The sequence below is a fragment of the Streptomyces sp. ASQP_92 genome, assembly GCF_025399895.1.
Lineage (GTDB): Bacteria > Actinomycetota > Actinomycetes > Streptomycetales > Streptomycetaceae > Streptomyces.
In genome coordinates, this window is sequence record NZ_JAODUA010000032.1 from 34,464 (window position 1) to 49,307 (window position 14,844).

The following is a 14,844-nucleotide window of genomic DNA, read 5'->3' on the forward strand; positions in this document are numbered from 1 at the left end:
AACGAAAGTGCTCGGACGATCTGTCGCAGGGGGTAAGTCGGCGGACCGGGGCGGCGGTTGGTTTTGCGCGGATCTCGTCAACCGGTTCCATGAGCGGTCCTGACCGGCGATGATGATCAGCCGAGTGGGGCCGACCGACTGCGAGTCCTGCTCGGCTGATGACACCGATGTCCTGTGGGGGATGAATGTCGCGTATTGGGGTCTACTTGGCGCATCCACGGCCTGGCAGCTTCAACCACGCCGTGTTCCATACCGTGGTTCAACACCTGCGTGATCTCGGATGCGAGGTTCTGGCGCATGATCTCTGCGCCGAGCGATTCCCTCCTGGGCTGACTGCCGAGGAGACGGGAACGGTCGGGTCTGCCACGGGCAGTCACGACGCGCAGGTGGCGCTCCATCGGGCGGAAGTGGCCACGCTCGACGCCATGGTGTTCGTGCACCCGAATTGGTGGGGCATGCCGCCCGCCATCCTTACGGGTTGGGTGCAGCGTGTCCTCGCGCCCGGTGTCGCGTACAAACTGGGAACCCCGGAGGGGGAGCCCGAAGGGCTGCTGAGAGCCGGCCGGGCCCTCGTCCTGAACACTTCCGATACCCCCGCCGACCGTGAAGAGGCCGAGTTCGGGGACCCGTTGCACAGCATCTGGGCAGCGTGTGTCCTGCCGTACGTGGGAATCGCCGACGTTCGCCGGGTCGTCTTCCGGACGCTCGCCGACTCCTCCGACGAAACCCGCGCCTCCTGGTTGCATCAGGCACGAGGTGAGGCTGCAGCGCTGCTGGCCTGACAGGTACGGCGCGCCGTGCCGGTTCGCCACTACTGCGCCGACAAGTTCCACGGGGTCGCCGTGGGCGGTCGGCGGACTGGTGCAGCCGGTCGTGGGCTTGCGCGGGAGCGGTCCGATGGGGACGGTGACCTCGCAGTTGTGCGGGCGGACAACCGCGAGGTGAGGGCGCAGCTCAACCGCTGAGGGCGAGGCCCGGCTCCCGCCCCCTGAGGTTCCCCCGTTTTCAGGCGGCGAAGCCGTTGACGTCCCGGGCGATGTCGGCCCCGGTCGGGGGCTGTTGCATGTCGCTGAGCAGTCGCGCCAACGCGGGCAGGGAGGTCTCTTGGTTGGCGAGGGCCACGCTCACCTGGCCCCGGTCCGGGACCAGGACCGCGTCAGAGCATGAATACCCGAGCTTGGCGCCGGTTGCCTTGCCGGGCGTGAGGACTGCGCTGTGGTCGCGGTTGGGTGCGCCCGGTCACGGGTTTCGACTCAGCTGGAGACGGCGTCGCGGGACAGCGCGGTGTGCAGGGCGAAGCCGCCGAGTAGCCCGCCTGCCGTGAACCGTTGGGCCTTCAGAATGCGGGGCCGGGTGGCCAGGAACTTCGACAAGCGTGCTGCACCCAGCATGATCAGGCCGTTCACCGAGACCCCCACGAGGATCTGCACGGCACCGAGTTGAAGCAACTGCCCCCAGGCCGCGCCCGCCTGAGGGTCCAGAAACTGGGGCAGCAGCGCGGCGTACATCAGGGCGATCTTGGGGTTGAGCAGATTGGTCAACAGGCCCATGGAGAACAGGCGGGCGTCGGAGACCGGAGGCAGGTCCTTGGCGGGAGCGAAGGGTGAGCGGCCGCCGGGCCTGAGCATGTCCCAGGCGAGGTACGCCAGATAGGCGGCTCCGGCGAGTTTGACCACCGTGAACGCCACTGGCACCGCGGCGAACACCGCGGACAGGCCCGCTGCGGCGGCCACCAGGTAGCACACGAACCCGAGAGCGGTCCCGCTGAGGCTCACCAGTCCCGCCCTGCGGCCTTGGGTGATCGCCCGGGAAGCCAGGTGAATCATGTTCGGGCCGGGCGTCAACGCCATGCCCAGTTCGACGAGGGCAACTCCTGCGACTGCGGTCGGAGCGATCACCGGTCAACCTCCCATGGTTCGTCGGGAGCCCCTTGTGGAGTGGGACCACCCGGTGGCGACGGGTGGTGGCGCTCATGCTGCTCCCCGCCCCGCCTGGATCAGCATAAGACTCGGCTGATCAGCATCTTTATGCGCCTCCCCTGTTCATGTGGCTTCCCTGTTCCTGAATGCCGCTGAGAGCGGTCCAGGACTGCGTGGTGATTCGAGGCACCCGAGACACCCGAGGCACCCGAGGCACCCGAGGCACCCGAGGCACCCGAGGTGCCCGAGGTGCCGGAGTCGGCCCCTCGGCACCGCCGACCGAACGGCTGCTGCGAGCGAGGCAGTTGGTGCTTGACTGGCTGGGTCGGTCAGCTTGACTGGCTGGGCCGGTTGGTCGGGTCAGCGGGTCCGGTCGTAGACGAGGGCCAACGTGCCGTGTTCCCCGGCGCTTTGACTGACGAGTGTCCACTGTCCGGTGGGCAGACCGTCGTCGAAGAGGCGGGGTCCGCCGCCGAGGAAGATAGGGAAGACCGTGAGGGCGAGGCGGTTGACCTTGTCGGCCGCCAGCAGCGCCTTGATCACGCTGGCGCTGGAGAGCACGAGAATGTCGCCGCCTTCGGTGGTTTTGAGGTCCTCGACCACGTCGGCGGCCGGCTTGTTCACGATCTTTGTCCGCTCCCAGGGCGCCTCGTCGAGGGTTGAGGACAGGACAACCTTGTCCGTGTCGACGAGCCACTTCGCGAAGCCCTTGTCGCGCGGGTCGGCGTCCTGCATCTTGATGACGGTGGGCCAGAAACCGAGGAATCCCTCGGCGTTGACCCGGCCGAGCAGCGCCGTGGTGGCCGGCTGCCACAGACTCGTCAGGTGATCGCGGGCGACGTCCGAGACGGCGTATGGCATCACCCAGCTCATGTCCACAGGGTTGTCCGGCGCGGCATAGTGGCCGTCGAGGGAGAGGGCCAGGTTGGTGACGACTCTGCGGTCGTTGCTCTGCTCGGTCACTTCATGCTCCTCGTGTCGGTGCTGCCGATGTCGTGCGCGTGGGAGGCGAGGGTCGTCGCGAGCTTGTCCAGGCTCTGGCCGAAGCCGATCTCGATGCCGGCGACGAAGTCCGCGGAATCGGTCGTGCTGTCCGTGATGCGCCAGTGGACCTGGAGGTCCGAGCCCGCGCCGGTGGGCGCGAGGCGCATGTCGATGTGAGCGGTGAAAGCGAGGCGTCCGTCAGGAAGCAGCGGGGAGAGTCGATAGGTGAGGCGCTCACCCGGTGTCGCGTCGTCGACGACTCCCTCCGCGCGGCCCACCACCACGTCTCCGTTTTCGGCGCCGCGGTATTCCTGCACGATGCGCCCGCCGGGCTGCGCCTCGAAGAGAAGCTCGGAGATGCGCAGGTCCTCAGGAGTCCACCAGTGCGTGAGCAGAACGGACTCTGTCAGATAGCGCCAAACCAGTTCGGGGCAGCCTGCCAGCGACCGGTGGAAGGTGAATGCGTGGCCATCCGCCCATCCCGGTTCTTGCGCGGCGAGCCGCTCCACGTGGAGTCCTCGCTTGTAGTGGTCGTACGTCGCGTTCGGACCGCCGAGCCGCTCTGTCGCATCGGCGATCGAGCCAAGCACGGCTGCCAGGTCCCGCAGGGGGCCGGGCCTCAGTGCGTAGATGCGGCGCTGACCCATGCGCTCAGAGGTGACGGCGCCCGCGCGTTCCAGGGTTTGTAGGTGTTTGGTCGTCTGCGGCTGACGCGCCCCGGTGAGCTGGGCGAGTACACCGACCGGGCGGGGTCGCTCGGCCAGAAGGTTGACGAGCCGCCAGCGTGCCGGGTCCGCCAGTGCGGCGAGGAGTGCGTCCATGCGCCAAGTATTCTCCGTGAAGAATATTTGTGTCAAGGAATGCTTCCAGGGATTCCCGCGTAGTGCTGCCGTGCCCGAGTCCGCGATGGTCGGCCAGGGCGTCCCTCGCCGACCGGGGCAGCCATTCCCTTTCGTCCGCCGCCCACTCCCGCGCGGTCGGCACGGCCGTAGCCCCCACGGGCCTCGTTCGATCAGGTGTGGGCTGGCAGTTGGAGGACGTACGAGGGGCGCGACGACTCCAGGCGTAGGGCAGCTGGCGGGACATCGCGTCGTCATGATTCATCGATCCGCACGCTGTCCGTCGGGTACGCCGGGCGCCACGCGATATCGCCATTGCGGGACGTTCCTCCTCGCCCTGTCACCAAATTCACTGTTCAACTAACCACTCCCGATGGCAAGATGATCTTCATGACGACGACGCGTGTGATCATCCAGCGGAGCATCGGCGGCTCCGACGTGCTGGAGCTCGCCGAGATACCCCTCCCTGTGCCTGGCACCGGCGAGGTGCTGGTCCGGGTCAGGGCCACCGGCATGAACCCGGCCGACTGGAAGGTTCGGGTCGGCAAGGTCGACTTCTTCGGGCCGCCGCCCTACGTCCTTGGCCACGAGTTCAGCGGCACCGTAGAGCGGCTCGGCGAGGGAGTGGACCGCTTCGCGGAGGGCGAGGAGGTGTACGGCTGGACCGTGCCGCCGCACGGCAGCCACGCCGACCACGTCGTCGTGCCCGAGGATCGGATCGCCCCCAAGCCCCGCACTCTTGACCACATCGAAGCCGCGGCCCTGCCCATCTCGGGCTTCACCGCCTATCAGGCCCTGATCACCCTCGCGGACGTGGGGCCCGGCCACCGGGTGCTGATCCATGGCGCGGCCGGCGGCGTCGGCCACCTCGCCGTCCAGATCGCCAAGGCCCGGGGCGCGTACGTCATCGGCACGGCGAGCGCCGCCAAGCACGCGTACCTGCGGGACCTCGGCGCCGATGAGCTGATCGACTACACGGCGGAGGACTTCGGCGAACTCCGCGACATCGACGCCGTACTGGACACCATCAGCCACGAGTATGGGCCGCGCTCCCTCGGCACGATCAAGCCGGGTGGCATCCTGGTGGACGTGGTCGGGGTCGGTGTCGACCGCACCGAGGTCACCGCTCGCGCCGCCGAACTGGGTGTGCGCTTCGTGGAATTCTTCCTCGAACCGACCCCTGACGTACTGACGGACTTCGCCGCGCTGATCGACGGCCACGGCATCCGGCCCACCATCTCCGAGACCCTCCCACTCACCGAGGCGGCGAAGGCACACGAGCTCAGCGAGACCGGGCGCGTCCGGGGCAAGATCGTGCTGGTTCCGTAGGCTTTGTGCGCTCGGCGGGCGAGGCGGCCGGTGTGGTCTTGTGCCGACACTGCTGCGGGCTCCGGGACCTCGGCGGAGGTCGTTTTTGGACTCAGTTCTCATCTCGGAGTGCATCGCTCGTCGCAACCGCACCGGCTGACGGTGCTCGGCACACGATCCGCCGCGGCAGAGCGAAGGCACTACCCCGGGGGAACATCCACGGTCACGCACTACGAGCTGACCAGCAGTTCCCATGCGAGTAGTGCGAGCAGTACCTGGGACAGCACGGTCCAGTACGCGCGGAACAGGCCTGCCAGTACCGCCGTCACGAGCACAAGGATCAGTGTCGCGCGCACCCGATCGGTGTGCGCGATTCTTGCCTTGACGATTCCCACATGTCTTCCCTGTGCACCCCATTCCTCCAGGCCGAGCACGAACCAGGCATCGACGACGAGCCACGCGGTCCCCATCAGAAGCAACAGGATCGCAAGGCCGAGGTCGGCTCCCCAGTGAAGAGGGTGCGCCCAGGGACGCCAACGAGCCCAGCGTGCCGAAGTAATTGCCATGAGCGGAGTGAGGCGGCGGCAGCTGGCACGGGCGGAGGTCGGCCGCCGCGGTCGGCGGCCGATCCCAGCAGACAGAGTCCGGTGCGGTGGCCACCATGATCGGGGCCGGTGGCTGCCTCAGCCGAAGGGCGCAGGGGCAACGTCAACGCTCGGCTGGCTCGATTGGAGGGAGTGGGCTGCCGACCGGCGTTCGCATGACCTTCGCGGCCCATGACAACTAAGCCGCGGGTGCCCGAGAGCGCGGGCGGGGCTCGAACCCTCATCGGCTACAGCCGACTCACCAACCGAAACGCCGTCTGCGGGGGTGTCCTGTTGTCCTCATCCGTCCTGGCGTTCCGCCGGGAAGACGAAGAAGCCGTCGTCCGTGGTGAGGTATCCATAGCCCGTGGACCGGGAGAACAGCGGGATGCCGTCGCTCGGCAGGTCCTTGGCCAGTACCTTCTTCGTGCGGGCGTCCACCGCGAGCGCGCTCGTGCCGGAACCGCCCGCCTTGTCGGTGTCGCCGTACAGCACACCGTTCGCGGAGAAGCGGCGAGGGGTCAGCAGGGTCTCGCCCTCCGCCTGCTTCCACAGCTCCTTGCCGGTCCCGAGGTCCCACAGGGCGGTGCCGCCCTTCGTGTGCGCCGCTGCGAGCTTGTGGTCGGGAGAAAAGACCGAAGAGCCCTCCGTGTTGATCGTGTCGCCCGGGAAGTCGGCGTAGCGATACGTGGTCGAACCGCCGACCTGCTTCCCGCTCGCCAGGTCGTACGTCGCCGTGACGAAGGTGTCCGGCGAGAACGCACCGGCTCCCCACGCGGTGAGGATCCGCCCGTCACGTACGTCGAGGACGCGGACGGCTCCACTGGTGCGCTTGTGGTCCTTGTCCAGCTTCACACCCTGGGGCGGTGCGACGTCCGCCGTGCTCCACACCTTCTTCCCGGTGGCCAGTTCAGACATGACGAGCTGTTCGGGATCGCTCGCGTACGTGGACGCGTTCTCCACGTGGAAGGCATACGTCCCGGTGATCAGTGGGGCGTGCGCCTGCGCACCGTCGATCTCGTTGTTGCGCCGGTCGAAGGAGCAACGCGCGAGCGTGCCCGTACACGTGACCTTGCGGGGCGCGCCGCCATCGATGGGCGTGAGCCTCAGGGTCGCATCGCCGTCCTGCTCGATCAGGTGCCCTTCGTGGACCGAGACGCCCTTGCCGTCGCCCGCGTGCTCAATCGTGCCGAGCCGTGCTCCGTCGGCTCCGTAGACAGTGACCGTGATGCTGCTCTTCCCCGCGCTCAGCCCGTCGGACTCCTGGGTGCGGGTCGTGGTGACCGCCACCGCCGGAACGCCGTTGTGCCAGGTCGTGGCAGCGACGGTGCCGGCCTCCACGTCGAGGGACTTGCGAACGGCTCCGGTGTGCACGTCCCTGAACTCCAGGGTCACCGACTCCGGCTTGTCCGAGGAGTAAGCGGAGAAGAGCGTGCCGACCGTGCCGTCCAGGGGGGCGTTGTCGTATCCCCCGCGGGCGTAGTCACCCTGACCGCTTTTCACGAGGAGCAGGACGTCACCGAGGTCGATGGCCTTGGCCGGCGGCAGGCTCCACGCCTGCTGCTTGGCGAGGCCGGGCAGCGCGGGGCCGGCGTAGACCGGCCCCTTGGGAGCCTCCGTGCCGGCCTTGCCGCCGCCCTGGGCAGCGCTCCCGGGCCTGGCCTTGTCGCCGTCGCTCTCGGAAGAGCAGCCCGTGACAAGGCCGAGAGCCAGGACGAGGCTTGTGGTGATCAGTGCGTGCTTCTTCATGTCCCCGCTGGTTTCGTTGAAGTGCGCATGGCAAGCGCAGATGATCTTTCGGAAGCATAAGGCGTCGTCTGCACCGGCAACCTCCGCGCGCTGACACGCGGACAGCGGCCACCCGTCCGGCCATTGGCGGTTGCTCAGTTCTGCATCGCTGCGATCGAGAGGCTTGGCGCCGACCGGATGAATCATGCGCCTCGCCCCCCGGGTGGAGCATCGATCCTGACCGTCTCGCTGCTTTCCAAGCGGGGCTCGGGGATATCCGCAGTTCATGAAGTTGTGGACAGACACGCAGACGGCTGACCGGGTTCTGACACAGGGGGCGGCTACCCGTATTCCGCCACGCGTGGGCAAGGTGCTCTCGGTGGTGGAGGAGTGCGCGGAGAGCTCCAAACTGTGGGGCGGCGCGGCCGTCGTGATGGCCGGGTGGGGCGGGTGGCGGGGGCGCAAGGCGGCGGCAGCGGGGTTGGGGGCTCTGGCAGCGGCGCAGCTGATCTCGAACGGCGTGTGCAAGCAGCTCGCCGACCGCCCCAGGCCACCTGCGGAGTGGATCCCACACGACGAAGTCGATGATCGCCCCGACTCTTCCTCCTTCCCTTCAGGACACACGGCGGCCGCAGTCGCCTTCACTGCCGCCGTCGCCCCCATCTGGCCAGCTGCCGGCGCACTCTGCGCGGTACCGACCGCCACGGTGGCTCTGGAACGGGTGCAAAGCGGCGCCCACTACCCCAGCGACGTCGCCGTCGGCGCTGCCATCGGCCTGGCCAGCGCCTGGCTGACCCGCCATGCCCCGGGTCTCCTGCTTCGCCACTGGCGCCAGGGGCTGTCGTGAAAGTGATCTCGAGTTGTGGATCACGGCGGGTTACGGGTCGCCGTGAACTGTCCGCTGCCGACTGGCAGATGTCGGTTGATTCCACCATCGTCCGTGCCGCCCGCCAGCACGCCGCCGGAGCCCGATAGAGGGGGCCTCGAACCCTGCCCTCGGGCCGTCGCGATGCGGACTGACCAGCAGACCTCACCTGTCCACGACGGCGCGGGCCGACCGCTCGCCTTCGCGCTGACGGGCGGCAACACCAGCGGTGGGGCGGGTTGATTCCTTTGCTGCCGCGGTGGTTGTCGACGAGTTCGAGCAGCACTTACCGGTCACCATCGGCGGCCCATTGCTCGGCGGTTTCGTCACCGGTCACTTCGACTGGCGCTGGGCTTTCTCCAGCAACCTGCCGCTCGGCCTTGTCGCCCTGGTGTGGCTGGGACTGCTGCTGCGCCTGCCCGCCCAGCGCATGTCGGCACGCATCGGCTGGGCCGGCACCGCCCTGCTGACCGTGTCCATCAACGTGATAGTGCTGGCCGCCAGCTGGGCCGGTACCACGTAGGCGTGGAGCTCCTGGCAGGTCATCGGCCTAGACCTGGTGGCCTTGTCCGGCCTCGTCTCACTCGTCGCGGTGGCGACGCGGGTCAGCGAACCTCTGCAGCCGCTGCGCGTGTTCACCAACCACCGGAACTACCCACTGGCGATGGTGGTGCTCCTCGCCGCCGGCGTAGTGATGTTCGGCGCCGCCTCTACCTGCCGCTGTTCCAGCAAACCGTGCAGGGCGCCTCGGCAACCACCTCCGGTCTGCTGATGCTACCGCTGCTGGTACCCGTCGCGATCGTCCCGACCGTCGCAGGCAAGATCATGTCGGCGACCGGCCGGTACAGGTCTTCCCCGTCCGCGGCACCGTGTTCCTCACCGTGGGCCTGGCACTGCTGGCCACCATGAACACACATACCTCCGCTCGGGGTCTCGAAGTCCGCGACCGACTGCATCATCGACCACCCCGGGCCCCACCTCGCGCTCCGGCCTCACCGAAGGTTCCGCAAGGGCACCATGCTCATCGCGGACGGAACCCTGGTCCCCGGCGGGGACGCCATGGCTGCTCTCCGGCGGTCTCGTGAGGTCCCGCCGCCCACGACACGGCTCCCGGGGGCCGGGTGCCCGGGGCTGATGTTCCGTCACCGGGAGGGTTGCCAGCCATCCACGCCAGGGCCGTGCCAGCGTAGCGAGGCTGCACGCTTGGCTGGAGGGGTGTCAGGGAGGTCCTTCTGCGGCTTTGAGTGTCCAGGAAGCAGCGGCCAGTCATAGGCTCCAGGCGAGAGTTGTCCAGTCCTCTCGGGGCGCCTGCGCCCTGCCTCACTCCCTTATGGCTGCGCTAGTTGTGCCCTCTCAGGACATGGGTTCTCGCGGTCAGGCTTGGCGGGCGTAGGACGCAAGGCGATCGGCGAGCGCGGTGACGAGGTCGCGCAGTTCATCGGGGCGCTCGATGACGAACGGCCGGTCGAGTGAGGCGAGTACTGGAGGTAACCAGTCGAGCCGCTCGGCCCGCAGCTCGACGCGCAGCCAGCGCTCGGTCGCCCGGTCCTGGCCTGTCGCGGGCTCGTGCTCCTCCAGGCTCGCGACGCTGGCGGGTAGGTGGGCGCGGATCTGCTCAACTGTCCCGTGGATCCGCAAGGTCACCTCATGCTGGTACTCGGCCGTGGCGAACGCTGACAACACGCGCTGTGCCGGACCGGGACCCACGAGTGCTTCGAATGTGCCGGGCAGGGTCCGCGCGTCTGCGATGCGATCGAGCCGGAAGGTTCGGTCCTCGCCGATTTGAGCGTCCTTGCCCGTGACGTACCACCGGCCCGAATGGGCGACGATCCCGTACGCGTGCAGCGTACGTTCGCTGCGCCGTCCGTCGCGGTCGGTGTAGCGGATCGAGACCGGTCGGCGGTGGCGCACCGCATCGGCGATGGTGAGCAGGACCCCAGCGTCCGGGGTGTCGAACTCGCCGGGCTGGTCCGTGAAGGCGAGAGCCTCCAGAAGTGTGTCAAGTCGACGGGCGATGTGCTTGGGCAGCACCCGCCGGATCTTCGCCGATGCCGTCTCGCTTGCCGTGCGCTCCGTCGTCGTCAGCCCTGCCCGGCGGCCGGCGACCAGGCCGAGCAGCACGGCCAGCGCCTCGTCGTCGCTGAGCATGAGCGGAGGCAAGCGGTACCCGGGGGCGAGCCGGTACCCGCCGTAGCGGCCGCGCACCGATTCCACGGGCACATCCAGTTCGATCAGCTGGTCCACATACCGCCGCACGGTGCGCCCTTCGACGCCGAGCCGGTCGGCTAGTTCGGCCACCGTCCGGGTGCCACCCGACTGCAGCAGCTCCAGGAGTGTCAGCACGCGGGCAGTGGGTCGGGACATATGCACAACCTAACGCGAATACAGGACCGATTCTGTCCACTATTTCTCCTAGCCTGCGCAGTGCACACCGTCGGCACAGCCAAGGAGATCCCCATGAAGTTCGTTTCGATCCGCATCATCACCAGCGACGTAGCACGCCTCGTCGAGTTCTATGAGCGAGCCACAGGGGCGCGGGCGACGTCGGCCACCGAAGACTTCGCCGAACTCAAGACCGCGGGCGCCACCCTCGCGATCGCCGGCACCCGCACCGTCCCGCTGTTCGCCCCGGGTTCTGCCCGCCCGGCAGACAACCACAGCGTGATCACCGAGTTCCTTGTTGACGACGTGGACCGCGTTCACCAGAACCTGACCGGCTTCGTCACCGACTTCGTCACCGAGCCCACGACGATGCCCTGGGGCAACCGGTCGCTCCTGTTCCGTGACCCCGACGGCAACCTCGTCAACTTCTTCACCCCCGTCACCCCAGCGGCCATCGAAAAGTTCGCACGCTGACGCCGCGCACAGCCGCTCACACGGGAGCCCTGAGATCCCAGGGCTCCCGGTGAACACAGCCGCCCGAACCACTCGCGGACATCCCGCAGCAGCTGACCTTTGAAGGCTTCGTGTAACCAAGGTCCCGAGACACCACAGCTAGTGGCTACTGCCGGCTGCCGGTAGCCGCTGATCGGCTCGCCCACGAACTCCCGTTCTGAGGAGTCGACGCTGCGCCTCTTCTGGAGCCCCGCCCACACCGCGGCGGCTCCTCGTGCAGCGAGGGGACACGGAGCTGATCGTCGAGGAAGCCCAGCCGCCAGCCACGGCCACGGCCTCGGCCGTGGACGAGAGATCGAGTGCCAGCCTGCATGTTCCGTGCTGGAGGGGGCACTTGATCCAAGCTGTGAAGTCGGATCCTTGCTCCGATGGCGAACCGCGGCCCCGCACCTCAACCCCGAGACGAGTGGCGGGGCCGCAACACGTGATGTGGTTCGTTCCGCTGCCCTCAGCACTGCGGCACGGGCCGTCCAAGCCGTTGCAACAGCCGCTGCGCCACTCCCGGTTACCGCGTTCTATACCCGCAGGGTGGCTTTGTTGACGAGAACGGGTTTTTGCTCACTTTCCGTGAAGCGGTGGCTGATCGTCACTTGACGGAGATGTCTTCGAAGCTGCCCGGTGCTGATCACTCCGCCCAGAGGGGGAGCGGCCCATATCGCGACGGCGGTGGGGACGGGGAGCGAGTGGTCCCAGATGATCAGGGCGGTAATCAGCGTCGCAATTCGGCGTTGGCGTGCTCGACGCAGATCCGCTCCGAGGACTGCCGTCGGCGCATCTCCCGCCAGGCGTACTGCTCGCCGAGCGGCGCGTCGCCCTTCGGCTTCTTCGGAGGGGCGCTGATCTGGTCAGGGAACTCATTGGCCAACCCCCGGTATCCCTCGTCGACCTTGGCCGTCATCTTCGGGTGGAGCCGGAACTGCTCGGCGATACCCTCGGTGCGCATCGCGGTCTGGTCGTGCATGCGGCCCGGGCGGTCCGTACCCGACCACAGCAGACGGCCCTGGCCGTCGCTGATGGTGGTGGTCTTGATGGTGTTCTGCTTCTTCTTGCCAGAGACGAAGGCCCGCCGTCCAGGCCTGCCTGCCTTCGGGCGGCGAACCTGGGTCTCGGCGCCGTCGATCCGCAACCGGATCCCAGCGGCCTCGGCGTAGGCGAACATGTCCGCCAGGGTCCGAAGTCGCACGCCGGAGTGGTCGGGGACTGCGAAGCCATGCATGGCCAGCAACGGGCGGATCTCCCCGATGGCACGGGAGATCGTGGAGCGGGCGATGCCGCACAACTCGGCGAGCGCGGTGTGCGGGAGCCCGGTGCGTAGGTGGACCAAAGTGACGAGCGGGCGGTCGGTGAAGACCAGGTCGTGCTTCGGGCCGGCACCGGCCTCCCGCTGCCGCTCGGCACCACGCCGCTCACGAAGCTCCGACTCGCACCGGGCGAGCCACAGATCGGCCAACTCCTCGATGAAATCGCCGAGATGTGCACGCGAGACGCCGCAGAAGACAGGATGGGTCAAGGCCACACGGGCCCACTTCTTAATTACACTCGAAGAACCCTCGCGGCCACTGCCACGTCACGGCTGCCAGCCGATGATCAATGGGTGTGGCCCTTCTGTGGGAACTGTCCGAGCTGGGAACTTCCTGCAGAAGAGCAAACGCAGCCAACGAAGCACCGGCCCGAGCATCAGGGCCTCAGCAGTCCGCCCACCCACCAGTCGTGCGGCTTGCCATCGTTGGCGATGCCGCGATTGCGCAGTGTCCCTTCGACAGTGAAGCCGAGTTTCTCGGCGACGGCACGCGAGCCGGTGTTCCCGGCCATGGCCCACCACTCGATGCGGTGCACGTCGAGCGTGGCCCAGCCCCAGTCGCACAGGGCCCGAGCGGCCTCAACCGAGTGCCCGCGTCCGCGCTGCTCCTTGACCGCCCAGAAACCGAGCTCCCAGACGCCGCGGCTGATGAGGGTCAGGCAGTACGAGCCGACCAGGGCGCCAGTGTCCTTGCGGAACGCGCCGAGGGTGTAGTCCCTGTCCTCGGCCCACTGAACGGGCAGCTTCTCGCCGACGAGCTTCTCCGCGTCCGCACGCCGGTAAGGCACCGGCACCGGGGTATAGAACTGGATGTCCTCGTCCTGACAGGCTTCGTACACCGCATCCACGTCGGCAGGTTCGAAGGCCCGCAGCACCAGACGGTCGGTCTCAAGAGTCACTGGATCCATCGCGGCAGTATGACCACCATCAACAAGCGGGGACCAGCGAATATCCCGACCGAGTACCGCCCATCACACAGCCCGGGCCGGTCAACGGTCGTCGCAGCACCCGAGATCAGCTGCCCCCCCCGAGACGGAGCTACACCCACCATCAATCGCGGATCGAGGCGTAAGTTGAACCACATCGGTGAGGGCGAGCCAAGGGGGGACACCGTGGCGTTGGGCAGGGGCGGTGCGCGGGAGGAAGCTCCGGTGCCGACGGTCGAGTGGGCTGGGGTGTGGCAGTTCACCCTCGGCACCGTGGAGCGCCCGGCCACCAAGTACCGTCCGCGCGCCGTGCGCGGGCCACGCGCCATCCGTGTTCCACGGGGCGCGGGCCGCTCGCAGGTGTTCGCCCCCTGTGCCTATGTTGCTCCGAGCGCGCCGCCAGCGCCCTCGTCCGCCACGGTGCTCTGCTTGTACGAGGACGCGGACGCCCAGCGTCTGCTGTGTTGTCTCGTCGCTGAGGACGGGCAGGAAGGGCAGGACGGGCAGGAAGGCGAACGTCGGTTTCATGTGAGCGACGGGCAGGGAAAGCCCATCGGCACCATTCGGCGGGTCCCGCCGTCGGGCAAGCTTTTCAAACACACATGGCGGATCAGTCAGCCAGGCCACCCGGAAATCGCCGGGCGCAACCAGTGGAGCGGTCACCACGTAAAGCGGCTCGCCAAGCGAGCTGCCGGCAACATCGTCCCGGAAGTGCTGAACGCCGTGACCGGGATGGGGGTCGATGAGACCTACGGCAAAGCGAGCCCGAAGAGCCGAACCCTGGAGTGGGTGTCCGATGGTGACGTGGTGATGGTGTCCGAGAGCATCAAACTGATCACGATCAAAAAGGACTGGCTGGATCGCCGTCTGGCCTTCGCCTTCGCCGTTCTCGGGGACAGGTGAGGGCACCGGGTCCCCTGGCGGCGGTCATCGAAGCACAGAGTGAAGAGGTCGGGGGATCACACATGGGCAATGTCGGTCTGGCAGATCTGGAGCAGACCGGCACACTCGTCGATGGCAGAAGCGGGGTGTGCGACAAACTGAAGGAAGCCCTCACTCGCGTCCAACCTGGGCGTGTCCTCGGGTCGGCCACCCTTAAACCGCGGTTGCACGTCCGTGAGATGGGCGAACACCGCTATATGTCGGTCCCGCCGGCCGAAAGTGAGCGCGGGAGCTGTCGTAGGAAGGCATGGCAGGTCACACCGGGGCCACTTTTGCGGGGACGCCGCGTCGGATCGACCGACAGTACACGGGTGACTGCGGGACGGGTCAGTCGGAGTAGTCGCCCCCTCGGGGCGGCGCGGGCTGAGGACGGCGTTCACGGCTGCCGAGGCAGCGCCGATCGAGGTGAGGGGCAAGGTGTCGACCTCTTTGAGGACGATGGCCAGCGCGAGGTCTACGGCGTCCGCGCTACTGGAGGCGGCGCCCATGTACTTCACACTCCTCCTGTTCGTCGTCTCGGCGCGTTCCAGCGTGACGTTCACACCTGACCGTTC

The 14,844-nt window shown here is 67.8% G+C and carries 16 protein-coding genes; 6 read left to right on the forward strand and 10 right to left on the reverse strand.

Going from position 1 to position 14,844, the window contains the following annotated elements; all coding sequences use genetic code 11:
- The first annotated feature begins 185 nt into the window (after positions 1-185).
- Entirely contained in the window at positions 186-782 is a 597-nt protein-coding gene (locus N4G70_RS34975; RefSeq protein ID WP_261716818.1) for an NAD(P)H-dependent oxidoreductase, read from the forward strand.
- Between the two features lie 223 nt (positions 783-1,005).
- On the opposite strand, the gene N4G70_RS34980 is transcribed toward N4G70_RS34975, so the two are convergent.
- The 4 genes from N4G70_RS34980 to N4G70_RS34995 all read right to left on the reverse strand — a co-directional run bounded on the left by N4G70_RS34980 (position 1,006) and on the right by N4G70_RS34995 (position 3,724).
- Complete coding sequence (locus tag N4G70_RS34980) at positions 1,006-1,128, reverse strand: hypothetical protein (RefSeq protein ID WP_261716819.1); 123 nt, start codon at positions 1,126-1,128, stop codon at positions 1,006-1,008.
- 125 nt (positions 1,129-1,253) lie between these two features.
- Positions 1,254-1,898 carry a LysE family translocator gene (locus tag N4G70_RS34985; protein ID WP_261716820.1) on the reverse strand — a complete coding sequence of 215 codons (645 nt, stop codon included), beginning with the start codon at positions 1,896-1,898 and terminating at the stop codon, positions 1,254-1,256.
- Between the two features lie 381 nt (positions 1,899-2,279).
- Positions 2,280-2,882 (reverse strand): dihydrofolate reductase family protein, encoded by a 603-nt coding sequence (locus N4G70_RS34990; RefSeq protein ID WP_261716821.1) that lies wholly within the window; start codon positions 2,880-2,882, stop codon positions 2,280-2,282.
- Positions 2,879-3,724: a metalloregulator ArsR/SmtB family transcription factor gene (locus N4G70_RS34995; RefSeq protein ID WP_261716822.1), complete on the reverse strand. Its 846-nt coding sequence runs from the start codon at positions 3,722-3,724 to the stop codon at positions 2,879-2,881. The genes N4G70_RS34990 and N4G70_RS34995 overlap by 4 nt, the downstream gene beginning before the upstream one ends.
- Before the next feature lie 408 nt (positions 3,725-4,132).
- Between N4G70_RS34995 and N4G70_RS35000 the strand changes: the two genes are divergently transcribed.
- Positions 4,133-5,071, forward strand: a complete 939-nt coding sequence (locus tag N4G70_RS35000) for an NADP-dependent oxidoreductase (protein ID WP_261716823.1) — start codon at positions 4,133-4,135, stop codon at positions 5,069-5,071.
- Positions 5,072-5,280: 209 nt separating this feature from the next.
- Here the strand turns inward: N4G70_RS35000 and N4G70_RS35005 are convergent, their stop codons facing one another.
- A complete protein-coding gene (locus tag N4G70_RS35005; RefSeq protein WP_261716824.1) occupies positions 5,281-5,616 on the reverse strand; it encodes a DUF6234 family protein in 336 nt (111 codons plus the stop codon).
- Positions 5,617-5,934: 318 nt separating this feature from the next.
- The gene (locus N4G70_RS35010; protein ID WP_261716825.1) at positions 5,935-7,383 is read right to left on the reverse strand and encodes a hypothetical protein; all 1,449 of its coding nucleotides are present in this window, start codon (positions 7,381-7,383) and stop codon (positions 5,935-5,937) included.
- Between the two features lie 265 nt (positions 7,384-7,648).
- On the opposite strand from N4G70_RS35010, the gene N4G70_RS35015 reads away from it, so the two are divergent.
- Both N4G70_RS35015 and N4G70_RS35020 read left to right on the forward strand, forming a co-directional pair.
- Positions 7,649-8,209, forward strand: coding sequence for a phosphatase PAP2 family protein (locus N4G70_RS35015; protein WP_261716826.1), 561 nt, complete (start codon positions 7,649-7,651; stop codon positions 8,207-8,209).
- Between the two features lie 277 nt (positions 8,210-8,486).
- Entirely contained in the window at positions 8,487-8,750 is a 264-nt protein-coding gene (locus N4G70_RS35020; RefSeq protein WP_261716827.1) for a hypothetical protein, read from the forward strand.
- Between the two features lie 851 nt (positions 8,751-9,601).
- Here N4G70_RS35020 and N4G70_RS35030 read toward each other — a convergent pair.
- Complete coding sequence (locus tag N4G70_RS35030) at positions 9,602-10,591, reverse strand: YafY family protein (protein ID WP_261716828.1); 990 nt, start codon at positions 10,589-10,591, stop codon at positions 9,602-9,604.
- Between the two features lie 93 nt (positions 10,592-10,684).
- Between N4G70_RS35030 and N4G70_RS35035 the strand changes: the two genes are divergently transcribed.
- Positions 10,685-11,083 carry a VOC family protein gene (locus N4G70_RS35035; protein ID WP_261716829.1) on the forward strand — a complete coding sequence of 133 codons (399 nt, stop codon included), beginning with the start codon at positions 10,685-10,687 and terminating at the stop codon, positions 11,081-11,083.
- Between the two features lie 748 nt (positions 11,084-11,831).
- On the opposite strand, the gene N4G70_RS35040 is transcribed toward N4G70_RS35035, so the two are convergent.
- Together N4G70_RS35040 and N4G70_RS35045 are read right to left on the reverse strand one after the other, a co-directional pair.
- Complete coding sequence (locus N4G70_RS35040; RefSeq protein ID WP_261716830.1) at positions 11,832-12,638, reverse strand: transposase; 807 nt, start codon at positions 12,636-12,638, stop codon at positions 11,832-11,834.
- A gap of 161 nt (positions 12,639-12,799) precedes the next feature.
- On the reverse strand, positions 12,800-13,330 hold the full coding sequence (locus tag N4G70_RS35045) for a GNAT family N-acetyltransferase (RefSeq protein WP_261716831.1): 531 nt from the start codon (positions 13,328-13,330) through the stop codon (positions 12,800-12,802).
- 243 nt (positions 13,331-13,573) lie between these two features.
- Here N4G70_RS35045 and N4G70_RS35050 point away from each other — a divergent pair, with 243 nt between their 5' ends.
- Complete coding sequence (locus tag N4G70_RS35050) at positions 13,574-14,251, forward strand: hypothetical protein (RefSeq protein ID WP_261716832.1); 678 nt, start codon at positions 13,574-13,576, stop codon at positions 14,249-14,251.
- A 56-nt stretch (positions 14,252-14,307) separates the two neighbouring features.
- Here N4G70_RS35050 and N4G70_RS35055 read toward each other — a convergent pair.
- A partial coding sequence (locus N4G70_RS35055) for a hypothetical protein (protein ID WP_399037944.1) occupies positions 14,308-14,844 on the reverse strand: 537 nt, incomplete at its 5' end.